The organism is Pseudonocardia alni (assembly GCF_002813375.1).
GTDB lineage: Bacteria > Actinomycetota > Actinomycetes > Mycobacteriales > Pseudonocardiaceae > Pseudonocardia > Pseudonocardia alni.
In genome coordinates, this window is record NZ_PHUJ01000003.1 from 372,316 (window position 1) to 396,362 (window position 24,047).

Sequence of the window (24,047 nt, forward strand, 5' to 3'; positions counted from 1 at the left end):
CCGGGATCAGTGCTCGTGGCCGTGCCCGTGGCCGTTGCCCGGGGCGGGGGCCTCCTCGCCGATGCGGCCGCGGGCCTCGGCGACGATGTCGGCGGTCGCCAGCCGGGCCTTCTCGGCGCCGGTCTCGGCGGCACGGGCGCCCTTGAGGCCCCAGGTGGTCATCGAGACGGCGGCCTCGCGGACGGCGCCGGAGCGCGCGACCTTCTTGACGCCGTCGTAGGCGACCGCGCCGGCCAGCCCGCTCACGACGAGCCCGACGGCCTTGCCTGCCACTGCTCCGAACACGTGCGCTCCTCTCGCGACCGGCGCCCGGTGCAGGTGCCGATAACGGTTGTCAGCGTAGTCCGCGCCGGGTTCCCGGCGGGACGTGGTGGCGAAGCATAGTCGATCTTGCATGTGTCGGTGACGGGGGGCGTGCGCGGGCCCGGCCCGGCGGGGAGCCGCGTCGTCGGTAACATTGACGGGTTCCCGCAGGTCGGCCCGACCGCAGCTCGCGCTGCGGGGCGTCGGACCTGCCCCTCACCGCGCGTCGCGTGCGCGGTGCGAGCACGAGAGGTGGGCAGACGAGCCGATGAGCGGTCACTCCAAGTGGGCGACGACCAAGCACAAGAAGGCCGTGATCGACGCCCGCCGCGGCAAGATGTTCGCCAAGCTGATCAAGAACATCGAGGTCGCGGCCCGGACCGGCGGCGGTGACCCCGACGGCAACCCGACGCTCTACGACGCCATCCAGAAGGCGAAGAAGAGCTCGGTCCCGAACGACAACATCGACCGTGCGGTCAAGCGTGGTTCGGGTGCCGACGCCGGAGGCGCCGAGTACCAGACGATCACCTACGAGGGCTACGGCCCGAACGGGGTCGCGGTGCTGGTCGAGTGCCTGTCCGACAACCGGAACCGGGCGGCGACCGAGGTCCGGACGGCGATGACCCGCAACGGCGGCACCATGGCCGACCCGGGGTCGGTGGCGTACCTGTTCCAGCGCAAGGGCGTCGTGGTGCTGCCGAAGGCCGAGCTGTCCGAGGACGACGTGCTGATGGCCGTCCTCGACGCGGGTGCCGAGGAGGTGAACGACCTCGGCGAGAGCTGGGAGGTCGTCTCCGAGCCGACCGACGTCGTCGCGGTGCGGACCGCGCTCCAGCAGAACGACATCGACTACGACTCCGCGGAGGCGGTCTTCGTGCCGTCGATGCAGGTCGAGCTGGACGCCGACGGTGCGAAGAAGGTCTTCAAGCTGATCGAGGCGCTCGAGGACTCCGACGAGGTCCAGAACGTCTACGCCAACTTCGACGTCTCCGACGAGGTCATGGCCGAGGTCGGCTGAGGTCGCCCCGGCAGGTCCGTACGCGGCCGCGTCCCCACCCGGGGCGCGGCCGCGTTCGCTGTCGGGGGTCGGTTCTAGACTCGCCGCCGATGAGCACAGCGACGCAGGGCACCCAGAAGTCGGCCTCGGCGAAGAAGAAGGCACCGGCGAAGCCGCGCCTGTTGCTGCTCGACGGCCACTCCCTGGCCTACCGGGCGTTCTTCGCGCTGCCCGCGGAGAACTTCCGCACGGGTACCGGGCAGACCACGAACGCGGTCTACGGCTTCACCTCGATGCTGATCAACCTGCTGCGTGACGAGGAGCCGACCCACCTCGCGGTCGCCTTCGACGTGTCGCGTAAGACCTTCCGTTCCGAGCGCTACGCCGAGTACAAGGCGAACCGCTCGTCGACGCCGGACGACTTCCGCGGCCAGATCGACCTCATCAAGGAGGTCCTGGCGGCGCTGAACATCCCGGTGTTCGCCGTCGACGGGTTCGAGGCCGACGACCTCATCGCCACCCTCGCCACCCAGGCCGAGGGGCACGGCTACCAGGTGCTCATCACCACCGGCGACCGTGACGCGTTCCAGCTGGTCACCGACGACATCACCGTCCTGTACCCCAAGCGCGGCGTGTCCGACCTCGGCCGGATCGACCCGGCCGAGGTCGACAAGCGCTACGGGCTCACCCCGACCCAGTACCCGGACTTCGCGGCGCTGCGCGGCGACCCCTCGGACAACCTGCCCTCCATCCCCGGGGTGGGGGAGAAGACCGCGGCCAAGTGGGTCCGGGAGTTCGGCTCGCTCGCCGAGCTCACCGACCGGGTCGACGAGGTCAAGGGCAAGGCCGGGGACAACCTGCGGGCCAACCTGGCGAACGTGCTGCTCAACCGCCAGCTCACCGAGCTGGTGCGCGACGTCGACCTCGGCGCCGCCCCCGAGGAGCTCGAGCTGCGCCCCTGGGACCGCGACGCGGTGCACCGCCTGTTCGACGAGCTGGAGTTCCGGGTGCTGCGCGAGCGCCTGTTCTCCACCCTCTCCTCCGCCGAGCCCGAGGCCGAGTCCGGCTTCGAGGTCTCCGGCGAGGTCGTCGCACCCGGCGCGGCGCGGGCCTGGCTCGACGCCCACGCCCGCGACGGGCGTCGCGTCGCGGTGAGCTTCGCCGGGGTCACCGGCCCGATCGCCGGGCGCGACCTCGACGGGATCGCGCTCGCCACGGGGGAGCCGACCGTCGAGCAGCGGGCCGCCGGCGCCACCGCCGGTGTCCCGGCCGCCGGCTACCTCGCGCTGACCGGCCTCACCCCGGACGACGAGGCGGCCCTGGGCGACTGGCTCGCCGACGCGTCCGTGCCGAAGGCCGCGCACGACGTGAAGGCGGTGCTGCACGCGCTGCGCGCGCGGGGCTGGACCCTGGGCGGGCTGACCAGCGACACCGCGCTCGCCGCGTACCTCGCCAAGCCCGGGCAGCGGACGTTCGACCTGGCCGACCTCGCGCTGCGCTACCTGCGCCGCGAGCTGCGCACCGAGGAGCCCGCCGACGGGCAGCTGTCGCTGCTCGGCGGTGAGGAGGAGGCCGACACCCGGGCCGCGGAGCAGGAGATGCTCGCGGCCTCGGCGATCGCCGAGCTCGCCGACGCCCTCGACGCCGACCTCGCCGAGCGGGGCGGCAGCGAGCTGCTGGCCGACCTGGAGCTGCCGCTGGCGTTCGTGCTGGCCGACTGCGAGGCGGCCGGGATCGCCGTCGACGGCGAGACCCTGTCCGACCTGGAGTCGGACTTCGGCGCCCAGGTCCGCGAGGCCGCGCGGCAGGCCTACGAGGTGATCGGGAAGGAGATCAACCTCGGCTCGCCCAAGCAGCTGCAGGTCGTGCTGTTCGACGAGCTGGAGATGCCCAAGACCAAGCGCACCAAGACCGGCTACACCACCGACGCGGACGCGCTGGCGAGCCTCTACGAGCAGACCGAGCACCCGTTCCTGCAGTTCCTGCTGCAGCACCGCGACGCGACCCGGCTCAAGGTGACCGTCGACGGGCTCATGAAGTCCGTCGCCGAGGACGGCCGGATCCACACCACGTACTCGCAGACGATCGCCGCGACCGGCCGGCTGTCCTCGACCGACCCGAACCTGCAGAACGTGCCGATCCGCACCGCCGCCGGGCGCCGGATCCGGGACGCGTTCGTCGTCGGATCCGGCCCCGACGGCGCGCCGTACGCGGAGCTGCTCACCGCGGACTACAGCCAGATCGAGATGCGGATCATGGCCCACCTGTCCGAGGACGCCGCGCTGATCGAGGCCTTCCGTTCACAGCACGACTTCCACGCCGAGACCGCGGCCCGGGTCTTCGGCGTCGCGGCGGCCGAGGTGTCGCCCGAGCAGCGCGCCAAGATCAAGGCGATGAACTACGGCCTGGCCTACGGGCTGTCGGCCTACGGTCTGTCCGGGCAGCTGCGGATCTCCACCGAGGAGGCCAAGGGCTTGATGGACGACTACTTCGCCGGGTTCGGCGGGGTACGCGACTACCTCGCGGGAGTCGTCGACCAGGCCCGCAAGGACGGCTACACCGCCACCATCCTGGGGCGGCGGCGCTACCTGCCCGACCTGACCAGCGACAACCGTCAGCGTCGGGAGATGGCCGAGCGGATGGCGCTCAACGCCCCGATCCAGGGCAGCGCGGCGGACATCATCAAGGTCGCGATGCTCGGCGTGTACCGGGCGCTGCAGGCCGAGGGGTTGCGCAGCCGGATGCTGCTGCAGGTGCACGACGAGCTCGTCATCGAGGTCGCCGACGGCGAGCGCGAGACCCTGGAAGCGCTGGTGCGCCGCGAGATGGCGGCCGCGGCCGACCTGTCGGTGCCGCTGGAGGTGTCGGTCGGGTCCGGCCGCAGCTGGGACGCCGCGGCGCACTGACCCGCGCCCCGGCCCGGGCTCAGCCGAGGACCGCTCCCGGTGCGGCGGCGCCGGCGCCGTATCCGGCTCCGGAGGGGTGACGCAGGTGCCCCGGCGCGAGGATCCGGGCGGCGCGGCCCAGCTCGGCGACGAGCTGCTCCACCGCGACGTCCTGCCGGCGGGCCTGGGTGTGCAGGATCGCGCAGAGCCGCCCGGTCGGGCCGGGCGTGCGGGTCGTGGCGCCGGCCGTGGTGTCGCGAGGGCCGGTGAGGCGTCGGGTGTCGCGTTCGTGGCGCAGCACCGCGGCCAGGTCGCGTCCGGCGGCGGCGAGGACGTCGGCGTCGTCGGTGTGGATCACGACGACCGCGTCGGCGTCGCCCGCCGCGGCGACCGCGCGTTCCGCGGAACGCGACCACGCCCACAGCGCGCGGCGCCCGGCCAGCGACGGGGGCAGCTCCAGCCCGCCGGACTCGGCGTCGGCCAGGGCGACCAGGAGCCCGCCGATCCGGCCTGCCCGGCGCGCCCAGGTCGCCCGGTCCCCGGGCAGACCCCGGTGGACGAGGACGCCCGCCTGCGCCGGCACGGCCGGTGGCGCGTCGGGGCGGCGGGGGTGCGGGACCAGCGGCATCGGCGTCACCTCCTCCGGGGCCGACGCCGGTAGGGTCGCACTGCTCCCACCTGCTGTTACGTCGTCGCGGCGGACGGTGGGGACATCCCGCCGGACGGTCCGTGCCCGGCGTCCTGCGGTACGGCTGCCGCCGGTTCCAGGATCGTCAGCTCGGCCGACCCGAGGCGGAGCACGCCGTCGTCGAGGGGCTCGCAGCGGACACCGCCCCGGCCGCGCAGCGCCGCCCACGCGCCGTCGCCGATCTCGGTGTCCATCCAGCGGCACGGTGCGGCGGCGCGGTGCGCGCGGAAGCGGACCGGCCCGTCGCCGGAGTCCAGGGCGAACAGCGCGCCGGTGCCGCCGCGGCGAGCGCGTCGACCGGGGCGCCGCGCAGGACGACGTTGCGCCGCATCGCCGCCGGGGTCGCGTCGACGGCGTCGCCGAGCACCGCGCGCAGGTGGTCCAGCGACTCCGCGGCCAGCAGGGTGACCGCGGCGCGGGCGTGGGCCGGGCGGCCGGCGTAGCGGTCGCCGACGATCCCGTGGCCGGCACGGACCCGGACCGCGTGGCGCAGCGGCGGCTCCGGGTCGGGCCGGGGCCCGTCCGCGGGCCTGCCCTCGTAGGCGTGCCGGGACGCGGCCAGCAGGGCGGTGACCTCGACCCGCATCAGTTCAGCCCGGTCAGGAACCGGATCACGGCCTCCCGGGTCAGCTGCGCGCCCGGGCTGCCGAAGGGCCGGTCGAAGACGTGGTCGGCGTAGGGGACGGTGACCAGCCTGCCGTCGACCCCCGCGGAGCGGAGCTCCCGGTCGTAGGCGGCGACCCGGTCGGGCAGGACGTAGTGGTCCGCGGACCCGAGCAGCAGCAGGGTCGGCGGGAGCCCCGGGCGGACCTGCTCGGCGGGGGAGAGCAGCCGCAGCAGGCCCGGTGCCTGTTCGGCGGTCCCGCCGAACAGGGTGCTCTGCAGGTCCGGGTCGACCAGCGTCAGGTCGACGGGCGGGTAGTAGCCGACCACGCCGACCGGCGGCGGGCCGGGCGTCGGCGGCGGGGCGCCGGCCGGGCCGGTGCCGCCGTACGCGGCCGGTGCCTCGGAGCACGCCAGCGTCCCGTCGAGCAGCCCGGACGTGGTCGACAGCGCCAGGGTCGCGCCCGCGGACTGCCCGGCCAGCACCAGCCGCGCGGGATCCAGACCCGCCTCGCCCGCGTGCGCGCGGACCCAGTCGACGGCGCACGCGACGTCGCGCTGCTGGTCGCGGCCGACGGGCTCGGGCGGCGGCAGCCGGTAGTCCACCGCCGCGACCGCCCAGCCGCGCTCGGCGAGCCACCGGTTCAGCGCGGTGCGGTCGCGGCGGTCCCCGCTCGTCCACGACCCGCCGTGCACCCACACCATCGTCGGGTGCGGACCCGCGCCGGTCGGCAGGTAGAGGTCCAGCGTGCGGCCGGGGGCGAACTCCACCGACCGGTCCGGCCGCCCGTCGGGCTGGCCCAGCTCGGTCAGCGTCGCCGTCCAGTCCAGCGGGACGCCCTGCTCGGACGCCGCACGGCCCTGTGCGGCCAGCACCGTGACCGACCCGACGACCGCGGCCAGTGCGAGCACCGCCGTCGCGACTCCGGTGAACCGGGCACCCGCGGCCCGCGCCGCCAGCCCGAACAGGATCCCCAGCACCCCGGCCAGGGCCACGTGCAGCGGGTACGCGCCGGACAGGAACGACCCCGCGAGCCCGATCCCCGGGGTCTCGGGGCGGAAGGTCCCCACCAGCACGACCAGCAGCAGCGCGGCCCACACCCACGCGAGGATCCGGAGGAACGACGTCACCCGCGCACCCTGTCATCCCGGTCCGCCCGGCCCGGCCCGGACCCGCCGGTCCGGCGTGCCCGCACCGGGCGGGACCGCCTCCACCGGTACGGTTCTCGAACGGCCGTGCGGATCCGAGGCGAGGGGGACGCGGTGCGGGTGCTCGGGGTCGACCCCGGACTGACGCGGTGCGGGATCGGCGTCGTCGAGGCCGGTGCGGGCCGGGCCGTCGGGTTCGTCGACGTCGGCGTCGCCCGCAGCGAGCCGGGCCTGCCGCTGGAACGACGGTTGCTCACCGTCGCCGACGAGGTGGAGCGCTGGGTGGCCCGGCACCGCCCCGACGTGATCGCCGTCGAGCGGGTGTTCAGCCAGAACAACGTCCGCACCGTGATGGGCACCGCGCAGGTCAGCGGGGTCGTCGCGCTCGTCGCCGCACGGGCCGGGCTGCCGGTCGCCTTCCACACCCCCAGCGAGGTCAAGGCCGCCGTCACCGGGGAGGGCCGCGCGGGCAAGGCGCAGGTCACCGCGATGGTCACCCGGCTGCTCGGCCTGGACACACCCCCGAAGCCGGCCGACGCCGCCGACGCGCTCGCGCTGGCCATCTGCCACTGCTGGCGCTCCCCGATGATCGACCGGATGGCGCAGGCGCAGGCCCGCGCCGAGGAGCTGGCCGCGGTGCACCGGGCCCGGCTCGCCGAGGCGCAGCGGGAGCGGGGAGGCGCCCGGCCCAGTGCCGCCCAGCAGTGGGCCGCGGCCCGCGCGGCCGCCGACGCCCGGTCCGCCGGCGGGTGGGGCGCACGCTGACCCGTCTCGCCCGGTGGTGGCGTGGTGTCGCGTGCGGTTCCGTCGGTGCGGCCCGGTAGCGTCGGTGCCTCGAACGGTCGTTCGTGGGAGGGGGACCTGTCAGTGATCCACTCGGTGCGCGGTCCGGTGCTGGGGATCGGGCTGGACCACGCCGTCGTCGAGGTCGGCGGGGTCGGGCTCGCGGTGTACGCCACGCCCGCCACGCTGGGCGGGCTGCGTCGCGGCGAGGAGGCCCGGCTGCCGACCACGCTGGTGGTGCGCGAGGACTCCCTGACCCTCTACGGGTTCGCCGACGCCGAGGAACGCGAGCTGTTCCTGCTGCTGCAGACGGTGTCCGGGATCGGGACGCGGCTCGCGCTCGCCACGATCGCGGTGCTGGAGCCGGACACGCTGCGCCGCGCACTCGCCGACGGCGACCTCGCCGTGCTCACCCGCATCCCCGGCGTCGGGCGCAAGAGCGCCGAGCGCCTGGTCGTGGAACTGCGCGACAAGGTGACCGCGCCCGTCGCGGTGCCCGCGGGTGCGGTCGCGGCCGCGCCGGCCCCGGTGCTCGGGGTGCGCGAGCAGGTCGTCGAGGCGCTGCTCGGGCTCGGCTTCACCCAGCGCCCGGCCGAGCAGGCCGTGGACGCGGTGCTGGCCCACGCCCCCGACACCGACGCCCGGGACCTGCTGCGCACCGCGCTGTCGAGCCTCGGCAGGTCGCGGTGACCGACCCCGATCCCTACGCCGGGGTCGACGGGCATCTCGACGAGCGCGCCGTCGACGCCGGGGTCCAGCCGGGGGACACCGACGTCGAGGCGTCGCTGCGACCGCGGTCGCTGGAGGAGTTCGTCGGGCAGCCACGGGTCCGCGAGCAGCTGCAGCTGGTGCTGGAGGGCGCGCGGCGCCGCGGCGACCCGCCGGACCACATCCTGCTGTCCGGCCCGCCCGGCCTCGGCAAGACCAGCCTCGCCATGATCATCGCCCAGGAGATGGGCGCCGCGATCCGGCTGACGTCGGGCCCCGCGCTGGAGCGGGCGGGGGACCTCGCCGCGATGCTGTCCAACCTCGTGCCCGGCGACGTGCTGTTCATCGACGAGATCCACCGCACCGCCCGCCCCGCCGAGGAGATGCTCTATCTCGCCATGGAGGACTTCCGGGTCGACGTGGTGGTCGGCAAGGGCCCGGGTGCCACCTCGATCCCGCTCGACGTCGCACCGTTCACCCTGGTCGGGGCCACGACGCGGGCCGGGGCGCTGACCGGTCCGCTGCGCGACCGGTTCGGGTTCACCGGGCAGATGGAGTTCTACGACGTCCCCGAGCTGGAGCGCGTGCTCCGCCGGGCCGCCGGGATCCTCGGCATCGACCTGCGCGCGGACGGCGCGGCCGAGATCGCCGGGCGCTGCCGCGGCACGCCGCGGGTGGCGAACCGGCTGCTGCGCCGGGTCCGCGACTACGCCGAGGTCCGCGCGGACGGCGTGGTCACCCGGGAGGTCGCCCGCGACGCGCTGGCCGTCTACGACGTCGACGAGCTCGGCCTCGACCGGCTCGACCGCGCCGTGCTCGGCGCGCTGGTCCGCTCCTTCCACGGCGGCCCGGTCGGCGTCTCGACCCTCGCCGTCGCCGTGGGGGAGGAGCCGGGGACCGTCGAGGAGGTCTGCGAGCCCTACCTGGTGCGGGCCGGGATGATCGCCCGCACCCCGCGCGGGCGGGTCGCGACCCCGCTGGCCTGGACCCACCTCGGGCTGACCCCGCCCGCGGACGCACCGGCCGGGCACCGGGTCGACCCGCTGTTCTGACCCGGCGTGCCGTCGGGGCACCGGAGTGCGCGGGCCGTCACACATGGGAGGATCCGGACGGACCGAACGGATCGGGCACCGCCCGGCCGGGACCACGGGCACCCTGGTGTCCGCACACCGCGCGGAGTCCTCCGGACACCGCGTGCCCGGCGGGCGTCCTGATGCGGGCGCCCCGGAACGATCCGGGCGTCCGGCTCGTTCCGGGGCGTGTCGGGCAGCCGGCGGGCCCGGGTGACGCCGTTCGGCCCGTCGCACTGCGACGAGCGGTCCGCCTCCGGGAGGGGGCCGGCCGTCGGTGTCGGTCCCGGCTGGCACACTCACGATTACGAGACGAGACGGAGACCCCGCACGATGACTTCAATCCTCGCCCAGCAGGCCGGTGGCGGCTCGAGCATCTTCTCCCTGCTGCCGTTCCTCATCATCCTGCTGCTGTTCGTGCCGTTGTTCCTGAACGGCCGCAAGCAGCGCAGGCAGATGGCGGAGACGCAGGCGATGCAGCAGGCGCTGGAGGACGGCGACGTCGTCGTCACCACGTCCGGGCTGCGGGGCACCATCGTCGACGCCTCGTACGAGGACACGATCGACCTCGAGATCGCCGACGGCGTGGTCACCACCTGGCTGCGTGCGGCGATCCGGGAGAAGGTCGCGACCGACGAGGTGACGGAGGAGACCGTCGCCGAGCCGGCCGACAAGGACGCGTCGGAGAACAAGCCGACGATCCACTGAGCACGTCGGGAACGGGCCGGGCGGCCCGTTCCGGCGGCCTCGGCGTCCGGACCGGGCCCGGCCGCGGCTCTGCCGCACCGGCCCGGTGGGACGGCGACCGACCGTGAGGCCGGCCGCGGCCGCCGCACGAGTCGGATCAGGAGAACGATCACGTGGCAACGTCGTCGGGGCAGCAGCACGTGCGCCCCTGGCGCTACCTGACGGCCTTCGCAGGCATCGTCGTGGTGCTGTACGCACTGGTGTTCCTCACCGGGGGCGGCAACCTCACGCCGAAGCTGGGCATCGACCTGCAGGGTGGCACCCGCGTCACGCTCACCGCCCGCACCACCGACGGGCAGCCACCGCCGCGTGACCAGCTGATCCAGGCGCAGGACATCATCGAGCAGCGCGTCAACGGGCTCGGTGTCAGCGGCGCCGAGGTCCAGCTGGACGGCAGCAACATCGTCATCACCGTCCCCGGCGACGCCGGCGAGCAGGCCCGCTCCCTGGGCCAGACCGCGCAGCTGCGCTTCCGCGAGGTGCTGCAGGGCCCCGTCCCCGCGAACCAGGCCGCCGGGCAACAGCCCGCGCCGGGCCAGGACGCGCAGTCCGGCCAGGCCCCCGCGAGCCAGGCCCCCGCGAGCCCCGCCCCGGCGCAGCCGCAGGGCATGGGCGAGCAGAGCCGTCCCGTCGCGCCGGTCGCGCAGGTCGCGCCGCTGCAGGACCCGCCGCCGACACCCGCGCCGTCCCCGACGCCGAGCCCGGGCGGGCTCGCGCCGGACGACCCGCGCGTCGCCGCCGAGGTCACGAAGCTCCGCGAGACCCGGCAGAGCACCGACCAGGCCACCCAGCTGCAGGCGCTGCTGTCGCTGAACTGCGGCGCACCGGACCCCCTGCAGGGCTACGACGACCCGACCCGGCCGCTGGTCGCCTGCAGCGAGGACGGGCAGAACAAGTACCTGCTCGGCCCGTCGTTCCTCGAGGGCACCGAGATCGCCTCCGCCCAGGCCCAGCAGAACCAGCAGGGCGTCGGCTGGGTGGTCGGGCTGACCTTCAAGCCGCAGGGCGCCGACACCTGGGGCCGGTACACGACCGAGAACGTCGGCAAGAACGTCGCGTTCGTCCTCGACGGCGACGTCGTCTCGGCCCCGTCGATCAACCAGCCGATCTTCGGGCAGACCCAGATCTCGGGGCAGTTCAACCAGGACCGGGCCCAGCAGCTCGCCCAGGTGCTGCGCTACGGCTCGTTGCCGCTGTCGTTCGACTCCGGCAACGCCCAGACCGTCTCGGCCAGCCTCGGGCTGGCCTCGCTGGAGGCCGGGCTCATCGCCGGCGCCGTCGGCCTGGTGCTGGTGTTCGCCTACTGCCTGTTCTACTACCGTCTGCTCGGCATCCTGACGATCCTGTCGCTGGCCCTGTCCGGCCTGGTCGTCTACGCGGTGCTGATCCTGCTCGGGCGCTGGATCGGGTTCACCCTGGACCTGGCGGGCGTCGCCGGGTTCATCATCGCCATCGGCATCACGGCCGACTCGTTCGTGATCTTCTTCGAACGGCTCAAGGACGAGATGCGCGAGGGCCGCACCTTCCGCTCGGCCGTCCCGCGGTCCTGGGAGCGGGCGCGGCGCACGATCCTCACCGCCGACGCGGTCAGCTTCCTCGCCGCCGCGGTGCTCTACATCCTGGCCGTCGGCGAGGTCCGCGGCTTCGCGTTCACCCTGGGCATGTCCACGGTCCTCGACCTCGTCGTCGTGTTCCTCGTGACGTTCCCGCTGGTCGTGCTCATCTCCCGGTCGACGTCGCTGGGCAGACCCGGGCTGTCCGGGCTCGGCGCGGTCGACCGGATCGGGTCGCGGCACCGCCGTGCGAAGCCGGCCGTCGGCAGGCGCGCGGCCACCACCGGGAAGGGAGCGGGCGCATGACGAACCCCGAGTCGCTGTCGGGCTGGACCCGGCTCACCACCGGCACCGCGAACGTCGACATCATCGGCCGCCGCCGGACCTGGTACATCGGCTTCGGCGTGCTCATCGCCGTGTGCCTGCTCTCGCTGGTGTTCCGGGGCTTCAACCTCGGCATCGACTTCACCGGCGGCTCCCAGATCCAGCTGCCCGCCACCGGGGCGAACGGCACGATCAGCACCCAGCAGGTCGACCGGGTCTACGAGGGCGTGATCGGCTTCGCGCCCGAGGTCACCCAGTCCGTCGGGTCCGGCGACGCCGCGTCGATCGTGCTGCAGTCCGAGCCGCTGACCCCCGAGCAGCTCGTGCCGCTGCGCGAGGCGCTGTTCACCCAGCTGCAGCCGCTCGGCGCGGACGGCGCCCCCAGTGCCGCCTCGATCAGCGACTCGCAGGTCTCGGGCACCTGGGGCGGCGAGGTCACCACGCAGGCGCTGATCGCGCTGGCGGTGTTCATCGTCCTGGTCACGCTGTTCCTGGCGTTCTACTTCGAGCGGGCGATGGCCGCCGCGGCGCTGATCGCGCTCGTCAACGACATCGTCGTGACCGCCGGGGTGTACTCGATCATCGGGCTGGAGGTCACCCCGGCCACCGTGATCGGCCTGCTCACCATCCTCGGGTTCTCGCTCTACGACACCGTCGTCGTGTTCGACAAGGTCCGGGAGAACTCCCGCGGGCTGCTGAAGCTGACCCGGCGCACCTACGCCGAGGCCGCGAACCTCGCGCTGAACCAGACGCTGATGCGGTCGATGAACACCTCGCTCATCGCGATCCTGCCGGTGCTCGGCCTGCTCGTGATCGGTGTCGGTCTGCTCGGTGTCGGCACCCTGGCCGACCTGGCACTGGTGCAGCTGGTCGGCATGATCATCGGTGTCGTCTCGTCGCTGCTGCTGGCGACCCCGGTCCTGGTCGACATCAAGCTGCGCGACAAGCGGGTCCGCGACCAGGCCGCCCGGGTCGAGGCGCGTCGTGCCCGCGCGGCCGGCCGGGGCGGGACGGACTCGGACGCCGAGGACGATCCGGCCACCGATACCCTCGCCGCCGTGAGCTCCTCCGCACCCGCCGCCCCCCGTCCCGGCGCCCGCCCGACCGGCAAGACCGGACGGCGTCGCGGATGAGCGGGGCACAGGTCGACGGCATCCGGGTCGGGCCCGGAATCACCGGGGACTCCGCGGACGACCTGCTCCGGGTCGCCGAGCTGGTCCGCTCGGTACCCGACTACCCGCAGCCCGGGGTGCTGTTCCGTGACATCACCCCGGTGCTGGCGCACGGGGAGTCCTTCGCGACCGTCACCACCGAGCTGGCCGCCAACGCGGGCGAGGCGGACCTGGTGATCGGGGTGGAGGCGCGCGGGTTCCTGCTCGGCGCCGCCGTCGCGCTCGTCGCCGGGGTCGGTACCGTGCCGGTCCGCAAGGCGGGCAAGCTGCCCGCGGTCGCCGCGTCGCGCAGCTACGACCTGGAGTACGGCAGCGCCACCCTGGAGCTGCCGGCCGGGGTCGTCGAGCCGGGTACGCGGGTCTACGTGGTCGACGACGTGCTCGCCACCGGCGGCACCGCCGCGGCCGCCTGCGCCCTGCTGGCCGACGCCGGAGCCGAGGTCGTCGGGTTCGGCACGCTGCTGGAGCTGGCCGCACTGGACGGCCGGGCGAAGCTGGGTGACCTGCGGATCGACGCCCTGCTGAACGCCTGACCACGACGGGCCCCGATTCGCGGACTATCCTCGGACCCAGGACCCTTCCCGCCACCGAGCACGAGCAGGAGGTGCGGTGACCGAGGTCGACCGGACCAGCGCCCATCCGGCCACGCGCCCGCTGACGCCCGACGACGAACCGCCGCGCCCGTCCGCGACCCGCCGGGTCCGTGCCCGCATCGCCCGGCGGATGACGCCGCAGCGCGTCGCCATCGTGACCCCGGTGCTGGAGCCGCTCGCCGCGGTCCACCGCTCGCTGCACCCCAAGGCCGACCTGGTGCTGCTCCAGCGCGCCTACGACGTCGCCGAGGACAAGCACGACGGGCAGACCCGCAAGTCCGGGGACCCCTACATCACCCACCCGCTCGCCGTCTCCACGATCCTGGCCGAGCTGGGCATGGACACCACGACGCTGGTCGCGGCCCTGCTGCACGACACCGTCGAGGACACCGACTACTCCCTGGAGCGGCTGCGCGCCGACTTCGGCGACGAGGTCGCGCACCTCGTCGACGGCGTCACCAAGCTCGACAAGGTCGAGTTCGGCACCGCCGCGGAGGCCGAGACGATCCGCAAGATGGTCGTCGCGATGGCCCGGGACCCGCGGGTGCTGGTCATCAAGCTGTCCGACCGGCTGCACAACATGCGCACGATGCGCTTCCTGCGCCCGGAGAAGCAGGTCAAGAAGGCCAACGAGACCCTCGAGGTGTTCGCCCCGCTCGCGCACCGCCTCGGCATGGCCACGGTGAAGCTGGAGCTGGAGGACCTGTCCTTCGCGATCCTGCAGCCCAAGAAGTACCAGGAGATCGTCCGGCTGGTCGCCGACCGTGCGCCGTCGCGCGACACCTACCTGCGCCAGGTCATCGACGAGGTGTCCGCGCAGCTGGACTCCGCGCGGATCCCGGCCAAGGTCGAGGGCCGACCGAAGCACTACTACTCGATCTACCGCAAGATGATCGTCAAGGGCCGCGACTTCGACGACATCCACGACCTCGTCGGGGTCCGGGTGCTCGTCGACGAGGTGCGCGACTGCTACGCCGCGATCGGCATGGTGCACGCGCTGTGGCAGCCGATGCCCGGCCGGTTCAAGGACTACATCGCCCAGCCCCGGTTCGGCGTCTACCAGTCGCTGCACACCACGGTGATCGGGCCGGACGGCAAGCCCCTCGAGGTGCAGATCCGCACCCACGCCATGCACCGCACCGCCGAGTACGGCATCGCCGCGCACTGGCGGTACAAGGAGGTCAAGGGCGGCGGCAACAAGGAGGTCGAGGTCGAGGAGATGGCGTGGATGCGCCAGCTGCTCGACTGGCAGCGGGAGGCCGCCGACCCCGGCGAGTTCCTCGACTCGCTGCGCTTCGACCTCGCCGCGCGGGAGATCTTCGTCTTCACCCCGAAGGGTGACGTCGTCACCCTGCCCACCGGCTCCACCCCGATCGACCTGGCGTACGCCGTGCACACCGAGGTCGGGCACCGCTGCATCGGCTCCCGGGTCAACGGCAAGCTCGTCGCCCTGGAGCGGCAGCTGTCCTCCGGCGACGTCGTCGAGATCTTCACCTCGAAGGCCGAGGACGCCGGGCCGTCGCGGGACTGGCTGCAGATCGCGAAGTCCCCGCGGGCCAAGGCCAAGATCAAGCAGTGGTTCGCCAAGGAGCGCCGCGAGGAGGCCGTCGAGGAGGGCAAGGAGGCGATCACCCGGGAGGCCCGCCGCACCGGGATGCCGCTGCAGCGGCTCATCTCCGGCGACGCGATGTCCGCGCTCGCCCGGGAGATGCACTACTCCGACGTCTCCGCGCTCTACGCCGCCGTCGGCGAGCACCAGGCCAGCGCCCAGCACGTCGTGCAGCGCCTCGTCGCGTGGTTCGGCGGCGAGGAGGAGGCCGAGGAGGAGCTCGCCGAGCGGGCGACGCCGTCGACGGTCCGCCACCGGCGTCCGTCGGGCAACGCCGGCGTCGTCGTCAGCGGCGAGGACGGGCAGGCCCTCGGTGACCTGTACATCAAGCTCGCCCGCTGCTGCACCCCGGTGCCGGGCGACGAGATCCTCGGGTTCGTCACCCGCGGCGGCGGGATCAGCGTGCACCGCACCGACTGCACCAACGCCGGGGACCTCACCGCGCGCGAGGAGCGGCTGGTCGACGTGACCTGGTCGGTGTCGCCGGAGTCGGTCTTCCTGGTCGCCATCCAGGTCGAGGCGCTCGACCGGCACCGGCTGCTGTCCGACGTCACGAAGGTCCTGGCCGACGAGAAGGTCAACATCCTCTCGGCGACGACGACCACCTCCCGCGACCGCGTCGCGATCTCCCGGTTCTCCTTCGAGATGGGCGACCCGAAGCACCTCGGGCACCTGCTCCAGGCGGTGCGCAACATCGAGGGCGTCTACGACGTCTACCGGGTCACCAGCGCGGCCTGACCCCGGCCCGCCCCACCCGGGGGCGGACCGGGGAGCCGGTCAGCCGAGTGCGGTGCGCTGGATCTCGACCGGAATGCTCGGCGCGCCGTCACCGGAGCCGGCGGACTCGCCGCCCTTGGCGACCTTGTCCAGCGTCGCGAGGCCCTCGGAGCCGATGGAGCCGAACACGGTGTAGCTCGGCGGCAGCTGGGCGTCGCCGTAGATCATGAAGAACTGGCTGCCGTTGGTGTCCGGGCCGGCGTTGGCCATCGCGAGCAGCCCGCGGCCGTAGGTGAGACCGGGGAACACCTCGTCGGCGAACGAGTAGCCGGGGCCGCCGCGCCCGCTGCCGCTCGGGTCACCGCACTGGAGCACCTGCAGGCCGGGGCTGGTCGTCAGCCGGTGGCAGGAGGTCCCGTCGAAGTAGCCCTGCCGCGCCAGGCTCTCGAAGCTCGTGACCGTGCACGGCGCCAGGCCGCGGTCGAGCGTCAGGTCGATCGGGCCCGCGCTGGTCTGCAGATCCGCCGTGACCGTTCCCTGGGCCGGGGTGGAGCCGGCCGCCGGCGGGTTCACCGGCTTCGAGGCGGGCTCGGGGGACGTCGGGTAGGTGCAGTCCACCGACGCCGGCAGGGCCGTCGGGCGCGTGGGCAGCGGCACCGTCGGCCGACCGGCGGTGTCCGGGCCGTCCCCGGCGGGCGCCGGCGCCGCGGCGCTCTGCCCGGGATCGTCGGGACCGCCCCAGGCCGAGGTCAGCGCGTACACCCCGACCGCGGCCAGCACCACGACCAGCACCGTCACGACGGCCGCGATCGTCGTGTTCCGCTTGCGCTGCTGCTGCCGCTGCGTCCGGTGGGCCTGCTGCGCCTCCAGCTTGCGCTTGGCCGCCTCCCGGCGCTGCTCGTTCGTCGCCACGTCCCGCCCAACTCCCTGACTTGATCACTCGTACGCGCGGTGAGGGTATCGGGGCGACCTGGGGAGAAAGCTGAGAGACACCGGTTCTAGGCTGGGAGGACCCCCGACGTGATCCCCGGAGAGGACGTGCAGCAACCGTGACCGCCACCGAGCCGCAGGTGGGCCGGGCCCGCAGGCCCGAGCCGTTCGCCGCGCCGAAGGGCATCCCCGAGTACCTCCCGCCGTCCTCGGCCGGGTTCGTGCACGTGCGGGACACCCTCGCCGCCGCCGCCGAGCGCGCCGGGTACGGCCACATCGAGCTGCCCGTGTTCGAGGACACCGGCCTCTACGCCCGCGGGGTGGGGGAGTCCACCGACGTCGTCTCCAAGGAGATGTACACCTTCGCCGACCGCGGCGACCGCTCGGTGACGCTGCGCCCCGAGGGCACCGCCGGTGTGGTCCGCTCGGTGATCGAGCACAACCTCGACAAGCAGGGCCTGCCGGTCAAGCTCCGCTACGCGGGCCCCTTCTTCCGCTACGAGCGGCCCCAGGCCGGGCGCTACCGGCAACTCCAGCAGGTCGGCGTCGAGGCGATCGGGGTGGACGACGCAGGCCTGGACGCCGAGGTCATCGCGATCGCCGACGAGGGCTTCAAGGCCCTCGGCCTGACCGGCTACCGGCTGGAGATCACCTCGCTCGGCGACGCCGAGTGCCGGCCGGCCTACCGGGAGCGGCTGCAGGAGTTCCTGGCCGGGCTCGACCTCGACGAGGCGACCCGGGCCCGGGCGGAGATCAACCCGCTGCGCGTGCTCGACGACAAGCGCCCCGAGGTCCGCGCCGCGATGGCCGACGCGCCGCTGCTGATGGACCACCTGTCCGACGCCGCCGCCGACCACCACGCCCGGGTGCTCGCCCACCTCGACGACCTCGGCGTCGCCTACACACCGAACCCGCGCATGGTCCGCGGCCTGGACTACTACACCAAGACCACCTTCGAGTTCGTCCACGACGGCCTCGGCGCGCAGTCCGGCATCGGTGGTGGCGGCCGCTACGACGGCCTGATGGCGACCCTCGGCGGCCCCGAGCTGTCCGGCGTCGGGTTCGGCATCGGCGTCGACCGCACGCTGCTCGCCTGCCGCGCCGAAGGTGTGCAGCCCTGGTCGGACGCCCGCGTCGAGGTGTTCGGGGTGTCCCTCGGCGCCGCCGCGCAGCGCCGCCTGGTCGTGGTCGCCGCGCAGCTGCGGGCCCGGGGCCTGCGGGTCGACCTGGCCTACGGCGGCCGGGGGCTCAAGGGCGCGATGAAGTCCGCCGACCGGTCCGGCGCACGGTTCGCGCTGGTCCTGGGGGACCGGGACCTGGAGAACGGCACCGTCGGGCTCAAGGACCTCGTCTCGGGCGAGCAGCAGGACGTCCCGCTGGACGCGGTCACCGACGCCGTCGTGACCGCCCTGGCGGGCTGAGGCCGCGGTGGCGGCCTCGGACCGCGAACGCTGGGACGCCCGGCACACGGCCGCGGGGGCCGGGTCGCCGCTCCCGCCGGACGCGCTGCGCGGGCGCACGGACCTGCTCCCGTCCTCGGGCCGGGCGCTGGACCTGGCCTGCGGGCGCGGCGCGGTCGCGGTGTGGCTGGCGATGCAGGGGCTCGACGTCGTCGCCGTCGACGTGTCCCCGGCCGGGCTCGCCGCGGGCGCCGGGCTGGCCGCCGCCCACGACGTACGGGTGCGCTGGGTGGAGGCCGACCTCGACGCCGGCTTCCCCCGCGACGACGACCGCTACGACGTCGTCGTCTGCCAGCGGTTCCGCGACCCGGCGCTCTACCCGGCGCTGCGTGCCGCGCTCGCGCCGGGCGGGCTGCTGGTGGTCACGGTGCTGTCCGAGGTCGGCGACGCGGGCGGCCCGTTCCGGGCGGTGCCCGGTGAGCTGACCGCCGCGTTCGCCGGCCTCGAGGTCCTCGCCCACGGCGAGGGCAACGGGGAGGCGCACCTGGTCGCCCGCCTCCCCGCCTGATCAGCCGCCGTGCGTGGCCGCGCTGCGGTAGTCGGTGTAGGTGTAGGGGTTGTCGAGGACCTTGGTCTCGGGGATCTCGGGGTTCATCCCGGCCTGCCAGGCCGCCTCGCCCATCGTGGCGCGCAGGTGCTCGACGGTGGCGGTGACCGCGGTCCGCGCGGCGGCGAGGTCGACGTCGACCAGGCGCCCGTCGCGCTTCATCACGCGCCCGTCCACGAGCACGGTGTGCACGTCGCCGCGCTGGGCCTGGAACGCGACGTGACCGTGCGGGTTCAGCAGCGGGAACGACACCGGTGAGTGGTCGTTGCGCAGGAGCACCAGGTCGGCCTTCTTGCCGACCTCGACCGAGCCGAGATCGGACTCGCGTCCGATCGCGCGGGCCCCGCCGCGGGTCGCCCACTCCACGACCTGTTCGGCCCGCAGCGACGAGTGGGTGACGGTGTCCCCGCGCGCGTGTGCCTCCAGGTGCTCGCGGGATCGGTCGGCGCCCAGTGTGGTGCGCATCGCCGAGAACAGGTCCGCGCTCCACCACATCGAGGTGTCCATCGACAGCGACACCGGGATCCCGTGCTCGCGCAGCGCCCAGGTGGGCGGGTAGCCCTGACCGGCGCTCTGCTCGCTCTCGGTGGACACCGACACCGAGCCGCCGGTCGCGGCGATCCGGTGGTAGGAGTCGGCGGACAGGGTCGCGGCGTGCACGTAGACGGTGTCCGGCCCGGCGAAGCCGTGCTCGTGCATGAGCCGGACGCCGTCGTCGTTGGTCGCGCCCCACACCCCGGCGTGCGTCGTGACGCCGACGCCGAGCTCGCGGGCCACCTCGAACGCGGGGCGCTCGGGGAACGCGGGGTCACCGGTGACGTCGAAGGCGAGCTGGAAGCCGAGCATGTCGTCGCCGGGGGTGATGCGCCGCGACACGAACTCGCGGAACCCGGGGTCGGCGGTCCAGTTCGCGGGGGCGTCGTGGATGTTGCCGTAGGCGAGCACGAACCGGCCCGCGGTGGAGGCCAGGGCGTCGACGGCGGCGTCGGCGTGCTGCGGGGTCTGCAGGCCGTGCGACCAGTCGACGGTGGTGGTGACGCCCGCGTCGAGGGCCTCCAGCGCGGCGAGCAGGTTCCCTGCGTGGATGTCCTCCGGGCGGAAGATCCTGCCCCACTCCAGGTAGTTCCAGACGAAGTACTGGGTGAGCGTCCAGTCGGCGCCGTACCCGCGCAGCGAGGTCTGCCACATGTGCCGGTGGGTGTCGACCATGCCCGGCATCACGATCCCGCCGGTCGCGTCGACCTCCTCGGTGCCCTCGGGCACCTCCAGACCGACCCCGACCGCGGCGATCCGATCACCGGTCACCAGGACGTCGTGGCCGGACAGGACCGTCCGGCCCGCGTCCACCGTCAGGACGGTCCCGTTGCGGAAGACGACGCTCATCGACGCACTCCTCGATTCTGCGGACAGGCGTCCGCTGTGCGGACATCGCACGGACGGCGGTCACTGTCGCGCACCCTTCTTGTGCTGTCAACGGCCGGGTCGCGGGGGTGTCCGGCTACCGTGGGCCCATGGCACGCGACGGGACCGGCCCGGACTTCATCGAGGCGCTCGCCCGCGGTCTCGAGGTGATCACCGCCTTCCGGCCCGGACGGGCGGAGATGACCCTCGCCGACCTGGCCGGCGCGACCGGGCTCGCCCGCCCGACCGTGCGCCGGGTGCTGCTCACCCTCACCGAGCTCGGCTACGTCCGCTCCGGCGAGCGCGGCTACGCCCTCACCCCGCGGGTGCTGGACCTGGGCGTCGCCTACGTCCGGTCGACCGGGCTGTGGGACGTGGCCCGGCCGCACCTGGAGCGCCTCGTCGCGCGGACCCACGAGTCGTGCTCGATCGCCCAGCTCGACGGCAGCGACATCGTCTACGTCGCGCGGGTCGCGGTGCCCAAGATCGTCGCGCTGTCGGTGCAGATCGGGACGCGGTTCCCGGCCGCGTCGACGTCGCTGGGGAAGGTGCAGCTCGCCGCGCTGGCCCCCGAGGAGCTGGAACGGGTGCTGGCCGAGCCGTCGCGGTCCGGGCTGACCCCGCGGCACGCCCCGGCGCCCGCCGAGCGCGACGCCGAGCTGCGCGAGGTCCGCGCCCGCGGCTGGGCGCTGACCGACGAGCAGCTCGCCCCGGGCATCCGCTCGGTCGCCGCCCCGCTGCGCGACGGCGAGGGCCGGGTCGTCGCCGGGGTCAACGTCAACTGCCACGCCGCGGAGACCTCGCTGGAGACCCTGCTCGAACACCATCTGCCGCTGCTGCTGCAGGCCGCGGGCGACATCAGCGCCGACTTCGCCCGGCTCGCCTCCGCGCCGCACGTGACGGTGTCGGCCACGGCTTGACCGCCGCCCGCGCCCGGGGTCACGATCGTCTGGCGGACACTCGTCCGCACAGCGATCATTTCGGAGGGACACCGATGGCGGAACCCGGAACCGGCGGGCCGCTCGACGGCGTACTCGTCGCCGACTTCTCCCGGATCCTGGCCGGGCCGTACGCGACGATGCTGCTGGCGGACATGGGCGCCGACGTCATCAAGGTCGAGGGACCGGCGGGCGACGACACCCGCACCTGGACCCCGCCCGAGCGCGACGGCGAGGCCACCTACTACCTCGGCATCAACCGGGGGAAGCGGTCGATCGCGCTCGACCTGCGCGACCCCGGCGACCTCGCCGCGGCCCGCGAGCTCGCCCGCCGCGCCGACGTCGTCATCGAGAACCTGCGGCCCGGCGGGATGGCCCGCTTCGGGCTGGACCACGCCTCCGTCGCCGCCGACAACCCCGGTGTCGTCTACGCCTCGATCTCCGGGTTCGGCTCCGGTGCGGGCGCGCACGTCCCCGGCTACGACCTCATGGTGCAGGCGATGTCGGGGCTGATGAGCCTCACCGGCGACCCGGACGGGCCGCCGTACCGGGCCGGGATCTCGGTGTTCGACGTGATGGCGGGCAACCACGCCGCGATCGGCGTCCTCGCCGCGCTGCGCCACCGCGACCGCACCGGCACCGGCCAGCACGTCGAGGTCAACCTGCTGTCCTCCGCGCTGACCGGGCTGGTCAACCACAGCTCCGCCTGGGTCGCGGGCGGGACGGTGCCCTACCGGATGGGCAACGCCCACCCCTCGGTGTTCCCCTACGAGCCGATGCCCACCGCCGACGACGACCTCATCGTCGCCGCCGGCAACGACGCCCAGTTCCGCAAGCTCTGCGGCGTGCTCGAGGTGCCCGGCCTCGCCGACGACCCCCGCTTCGCCCGCAACGCCGACCGCACGGTCAACCGGGAGGAGCTGCGCCCGCTGCTGGAGGAGCGGCTCGCGACCCGGGGGGCCGTCGAGTGGTTCGAGCTGCTCACCGCCGCCGGCGTGCCGTCCGGGCCGATCCAGACCATCGACGGCGGGTTCGCGATGGCCGAGCGCTTCGGGCTCGATCCCGTCGTCACGGTCGGGGAGGGGGACCGCGCGGTGCCCACCACCCGGCACCCGGTCCGGTTCTCCGCCACCCCGGCCGTCTACCGGCTCCCTCCGCCGCGGCTCGACGAGCACGGCGCCGACCTGCGGAAATGGCTCGACTCATGACCTACCCCACCGCCCTGGGCGCCTCGTCGAAGGACGCCATCACCCTGCTCGGCCACGACCTCGCCGACGACGTCATGGGGAAGGTCGGGTTCGGCGAGCTCGCGTTCTGGCTCGCCACCCAGCGTCGCCCCACCCCCGGTGAGACCCGGGTGTTCGAGGCCGTCCTCGCCGCGCTGGCCGACCACGGGTTCACCCCGACCGCGATCGTCACCCGGCTCACCCACCTGTCGGCGCCGGACTCGGTGCAGGGCGCGCTGGCCGCCGGGCTGCTCGGCGGCGGGTCGCGCTTCCTCGGCGTCACCGAGGACTGCGGCCGGTTCCTGCACGACCACCTGCCCGTCGAGCGCCCGACCACCGACGACGGCTGGGACGCCGTCGCGCTGGAGATCGTCACCGCCCAGCGGGCGGCGAAGCGGTTCGTGCCGGGCCTCGGCCACCACGTCCACAAGGACGGCGACCCCCGCACCCCGCGGCTGTTCACCCTCGCCGCCGAGGAGGGGCTGACCGGCCCGCACCTGAGGCTGTTCGCCGCGATCGGCCGGGTGCACCCGCAGGTGCTCGGACGGACGCTGCCGCTCAACGGCGCCGGCGTCTGCGGCGCCGCGCTGGCCGACCTCGGCCTGCCGCTGGAGCTGCTGCGCGGCTTCGCCCTGCTCGCCCGCACCGCGGGCCTGATCGGCCAGCTCGCCGAGGAGCTGCGCCACCCCGTCGCCAACGACATCTTCCTGTCCGTGGACCTGCACAACCGGTCCGTCGACCCCGACCCGTACCAGCCCGAGGGAGACCTGCGATGACGCAGCCCACCACCGTCACCGAGGACACGATCACCGACGCCGCCGTCGCGCGCTGGGCGACCGCGCACGACCCGCGCACCGCCGAGCTGATGACCGCCCTGGTGCGCCACCTGCACGACTTCGCCCGCGAGACCCACCTCACCGAGGACGAGTGGATGGCCGCGGTGCGCTGGCTGACCGCAACCGGGCAGATCTCCGACGACAAGCGCGAGGAGTTCATCCTCGCCTCCGACGTGCTCGGGCTGTCCATGCTCGTCGTCCAGCAGAACCACCGGCTCGACCCGGCCGCCACCCCGGCGACGGTGCTGGGCCCGTTCCACATCGACGGCTCCCCGGAGAAGGCCTCCGGCGAGGACATGTCCGACGGGCTGCCCGGCGACCCGCTGTTCGTGCACGGCAGCGTCCGCGCGCTCGACGGCACCCCGGTGACCGGAGCCGTCCTCGACGTCTGGCAGTCCGACGCCGACGGCACCTACGAGGCCCAGCTCGACGTCGACGAGGCCCGGCTGCGCGCGAAGTACACCACCGGCGACGACGGCGGCTACTGCCTGCGCACCATCGCCCCGCTCGGCTACGCCATCCCGATGGACGGGCCCGTCGGCGACCTCGTCTCGCGCACCGACATCAGCCCGATGCGGCCCGCCCACATCCACTTCCTGCTGGCCGTGCCCGGCTACGAGCCGCTGATCACCCACCTGTTCCGGGAGGGCGCCGAGTTCCTCGACTCCGACGTCGTGTTCGGGGTCAAGCGCGAACTCGTCGTCGGCTTCACCCGCCGCGAGCCCGGCCCCACGCCGGACGGCGGGCACAGCGAGGTGCCCTGGTACGAGGCCCGCTACGACTTCGTGCTCCAGCCCGCCGGATAGGT

General features: G+C 74.1%; 22 protein-coding genes. 16 read left to right on the forward strand and 6 right to left on the reverse strand.

The window, feature by feature from the left end:
• Positions 1-6 precede the first annotated feature (6 nt).
• On the reverse strand, positions 7-285 hold the full coding sequence (locus ATL51_RS02950; protein WP_224402295.1) for a DUF1490 family protein: 279 nt from the start codon (positions 283-285) through the stop codon (positions 7-9).
• A 286-nt stretch (positions 286-571) separates the two neighbouring features.
• On the opposite strand from ATL51_RS02950, the gene ATL51_RS02955 reads away from it, so the two are divergent.
• Both ATL51_RS02955 and polA read left to right on the forward strand, forming a co-directional pair.
• A complete protein-coding gene (locus tag ATL51_RS02955; protein WP_073574650.1) occupies positions 572-1,321 on the forward strand; it encodes a YebC/PmpR family DNA-binding transcriptional regulator in 750 nt (249 codons plus the stop codon).
• Positions 1,322-1,410: 89 nt separating this feature from the next.
• Positions 1,411-4,206: a DNA polymerase I gene (polA, locus tag ATL51_RS02960; RefSeq protein WP_100877587.1), complete on the forward strand. Its 2,796-nt coding sequence runs from the start codon at positions 1,411-1,413 to the stop codon at positions 4,204-4,206.
• Between the two features lie 19 nt (positions 4,207-4,225).
• Here the strand turns inward: polA and ATL51_RS02965 are convergent, their stop codons facing one another.
• The 3 genes from ATL51_RS02965 to ATL51_RS02975 all read right to left on the reverse strand — a co-directional run bounded on the left by ATL51_RS02965 (position 4,226) and on the right by ATL51_RS02975 (position 6,607).
• Positions 4,226-4,813: a hypothetical protein gene (locus ATL51_RS02965; protein WP_157818206.1), complete on the reverse strand. Its 588-nt coding sequence runs from the start codon at positions 4,811-4,813 to the stop codon at positions 4,226-4,228.
• Between the two features lie 145 nt (positions 4,814-4,958).
• Positions 4,959-5,459, reverse strand: coding sequence for a hypothetical protein (locus tag ATL51_RS02970; RefSeq protein WP_301548866.1), 501 nt, complete (start codon positions 5,457-5,459; stop codon positions 4,959-4,961).
• A complete protein-coding gene (locus tag ATL51_RS02975; protein ID WP_100877589.1) occupies positions 5,459-6,607 on the reverse strand; it encodes an alpha/beta hydrolase in 1,149 nt (382 codons plus the stop codon). The genes ATL51_RS02970 and ATL51_RS02975 overlap by 1 nt, the downstream gene beginning before the upstream one ends.
• A gap of 132 nt (positions 6,608-6,739) precedes the next feature.
• Here ATL51_RS02975 and ruvC point away from each other — a divergent pair, with 132 nt between their 5' ends.
• The 8 genes from ruvC to ATL51_RS03015 all read left to right on the forward strand — a co-directional run bounded on the left by ruvC (position 6,740) and on the right by ATL51_RS03015 (position 15,922).
• Complete coding sequence (gene ruvC / locus ATL51_RS02980; RefSeq protein WP_100880442.1) at positions 6,740-7,390, forward strand: crossover junction endodeoxyribonuclease RuvC; 651 nt, start codon at positions 6,740-6,742, stop codon at positions 7,388-7,390.
• Positions 7,391-7,492: 102 nt separating this feature from the next.
• Positions 7,493-8,098 (forward strand): Holliday junction branch migration protein RuvA, encoded by a 606-nt coding sequence (gene ruvA, locus ATL51_RS02985; protein WP_073574655.1) that lies wholly within the window; start codon positions 7,493-7,495, stop codon positions 8,096-8,098.
• Positions 8,095-9,168 (forward strand): Holliday junction branch migration DNA helicase RuvB, encoded by a 1,074-nt coding sequence (ruvB, locus tag ATL51_RS02990; protein WP_100877590.1) that lies wholly within the window; start codon positions 8,095-8,097, stop codon positions 9,166-9,168. The genes ruvA and ruvB overlap by 4 nt, the downstream gene beginning before the upstream one ends.
• A gap of 351 nt (positions 9,169-9,519) precedes the next feature.
• A complete protein-coding gene (gene yajC / locus ATL51_RS02995) occupies positions 9,520-9,894 on the forward strand; it encodes a preprotein translocase subunit YajC (protein WP_301548867.1) in 375 nt (124 codons plus the stop codon).
• Positions 9,895-10,046: 152 nt separating this feature from the next.
• Positions 10,047-11,792 carry a protein translocase subunit SecD gene (gene secD, locus ATL51_RS03000; RefSeq protein ID WP_100877591.1) on the forward strand — a complete coding sequence of 582 codons (1,746 nt, stop codon included), beginning with the start codon at positions 10,047-10,049 and terminating at the stop codon, positions 11,790-11,792.
• The gene (secF, locus tag ATL51_RS03005; protein WP_100877592.1) at positions 11,789-12,943 is read left to right on the forward strand and encodes a protein translocase subunit SecF; all 1,155 of its coding nucleotides are present in this window, start codon (positions 11,789-11,791) and stop codon (positions 12,941-12,943) included. Before secD ends, secF begins: the two co-directional genes overlap by 4 nt.
• Positions 12,940-13,515: an adenine phosphoribosyltransferase gene (locus ATL51_RS03010; RefSeq protein WP_073574660.1), complete on the forward strand. Its 576-nt coding sequence runs from the start codon at positions 12,940-12,942 to the stop codon at positions 13,513-13,515. Before secF ends, ATL51_RS03010 begins: the two co-directional genes overlap by 4 nt.
• A gap of 121 nt (positions 13,516-13,636) precedes the next feature.
• Positions 13,637-15,922, forward strand: a complete 2,286-nt coding sequence (locus tag ATL51_RS03015; RefSeq protein ID WP_073575273.1) for a RelA/SpoT family protein — start codon at positions 13,637-13,639, stop codon at positions 15,920-15,922.
• A gap of 39 nt (positions 15,923-15,961) precedes the next feature.
• Here the strand turns inward: ATL51_RS03015 and ATL51_RS03020 are convergent, their stop codons facing one another.
• The gene (locus ATL51_RS03020; RefSeq protein WP_100877593.1) at positions 15,962-16,813 is read right to left on the reverse strand and encodes a peptidylprolyl isomerase; all 852 of its coding nucleotides are present in this window, start codon (positions 16,811-16,813) and stop codon (positions 15,962-15,964) included.
• Positions 16,814-16,950: 137 nt separating this feature from the next.
• Here ATL51_RS03020 and hisS point away from each other — a divergent pair, with 137 nt between their 5' ends.
• Together hisS and ATL51_RS03030 are read left to right on the forward strand one after the other, a co-directional pair.
• Positions 16,951-18,252, forward strand: a complete 1,302-nt coding sequence (gene hisS / locus ATL51_RS03025) for a histidine--tRNA ligase (RefSeq protein WP_174565858.1) — start codon at positions 16,951-16,953, stop codon at positions 18,250-18,252.
• Between the two features lie 7 nt (positions 18,253-18,259).
• On the forward strand, positions 18,260-18,799 hold the full coding sequence (locus ATL51_RS03030; RefSeq protein ID WP_100877594.1) for a class I SAM-dependent methyltransferase: 540 nt from the start codon (positions 18,260-18,262) through the stop codon (positions 18,797-18,799).
• Here ATL51_RS03030 and ATL51_RS03035 read toward each other — a convergent pair whose 3' ends face one another.
• Positions 18,800-20,221 (reverse strand): amidohydrolase family protein, encoded by a 1,422-nt coding sequence (locus tag ATL51_RS03035; RefSeq protein WP_100877595.1) that lies wholly within the window; start codon positions 20,219-20,221, stop codon positions 18,800-18,802. It lies immediately after the preceding gene.
• Between the two features lie 128 nt (positions 20,222-20,349).
• Between ATL51_RS03035 and ATL51_RS03040 the strand changes: the two genes are divergently transcribed.
• The 4 genes from ATL51_RS03040 (at position 20,350) to ATL51_RS03055 (ending at position 24,045) form a co-directional block, all read left to right on the forward strand.
• Complete coding sequence (locus ATL51_RS03040) at positions 20,350-21,159, forward strand: IclR family transcriptional regulator domain-containing protein (protein WP_073574663.1); 810 nt, start codon at positions 20,350-20,352, stop codon at positions 21,157-21,159.
• A gap of 74 nt (positions 21,160-21,233) precedes the next feature.
• Positions 21,234-22,385 carry a CaiB/BaiF CoA transferase family protein gene (locus ATL51_RS03045; protein WP_100877596.1) on the forward strand — a complete coding sequence of 384 codons (1,152 nt, stop codon included), beginning with the start codon at positions 21,234-21,236 and terminating at the stop codon, positions 22,383-22,385.
• Positions 22,382-23,179 carry a citryl-CoA lyase gene (locus ATL51_RS03050; RefSeq protein ID WP_100877597.1) on the forward strand — a complete coding sequence of 266 codons (798 nt, stop codon included), beginning with the start codon at positions 22,382-22,384 and terminating at the stop codon, positions 23,177-23,179. Before ATL51_RS03045 ends, ATL51_RS03050 begins: the two co-directional genes overlap by 4 nt.
• Positions 23,176-24,045, forward strand: coding sequence for a dioxygenase family protein (locus ATL51_RS03055; protein WP_073574666.1), 870 nt, complete (start codon positions 23,176-23,178; stop codon positions 24,043-24,045). Before ATL51_RS03050 ends, ATL51_RS03055 begins: the two co-directional genes overlap by 4 nt.
• The last annotated feature ends 2 nt before the right edge of the window (positions 24,046-24,047 follow it).

What these genes read in the sequence shown, in the direction of transcription:
- ATL51_RS02965 (WP_157818206.1), bottom strand. Translation starts at nt 4,813, where the DNA reads ATGCCGCTGGTCCCGCACCCCCGCCGCCCCGACGCGCCACCGGCCGTG.
- ATL51_RS02970 (WP_301548866.1), bottom strand. Translation starts at nt 5,459, where the DNA reads ATGCGGGTCGAGGTCACCGCCCTGCTGGCCGCGTCCCGGCACGCCTAC.
- yajC (WP_301548867.1), top strand. Translation starts at nt 9,520, where the DNA reads ATGACTTCAATCCTCGCCCAGCAGGCCGGTGGCGGCTCGAGCATCTTC.
- ATL51_RS03055 (WP_073574666.1), top strand. Translation starts at nt 23,176, where the DNA reads ATGACGCAGCCCACCACCGTCACCGAGGACACGATCACCGACGCCGCC.
- ATL51_RS02955 (WP_073574650.1), top strand. Translation starts at nt 572, where the DNA reads ATGAGCGGTCACTCCAAGTGGGCGACGACCAAGCACAAGAAGGCCGTG.
- polA (WP_100877587.1), top strand. Translation starts at nt 1,411, where the DNA reads ATGAGCACAGCGACGCAGGGCACCCAGAAGTCGGCCTCGGCGAAGAAG.
- ATL51_RS03040 (WP_073574663.1), top strand. Translation starts at nt 20,350, where the DNA reads ATGGCACGCGACGGGACCGGCCCGGACTTCATCGAGGCGCTCGCCCGC.
- ATL51_RS03050 (WP_100877597.1), top strand. Translation starts at nt 22,382, where the DNA reads ATGACCTACCCCACCGCCCTGGGCGCCTCGTCGAAGGACGCCATCACC.
- ATL51_RS03045 (WP_100877596.1), top strand. Translation starts at nt 21,234, where the DNA reads ATGGCGGAACCCGGAACCGGCGGGCCGCTCGACGGCGTACTCGTCGCC.
- secF (WP_100877592.1), top strand. Translation starts at nt 11,789, where the DNA reads ATGACGAACCCCGAGTCGCTGTCGGGCTGGACCCGGCTCACCACCGGC.
- ATL51_RS03035 (WP_100877595.1), bottom strand. Translation starts at nt 20,221, where the DNA reads ATGAGCGTCGTCTTCCGCAACGGGACCGTCCTGACGGTGGACGCGGGC.
- ATL51_RS03010 (WP_073574660.1), top strand. Translation starts at nt 12,940, where the DNA reads ATGAGCGGGGCACAGGTCGACGGCATCCGGGTCGGGCCCGGAATCACC.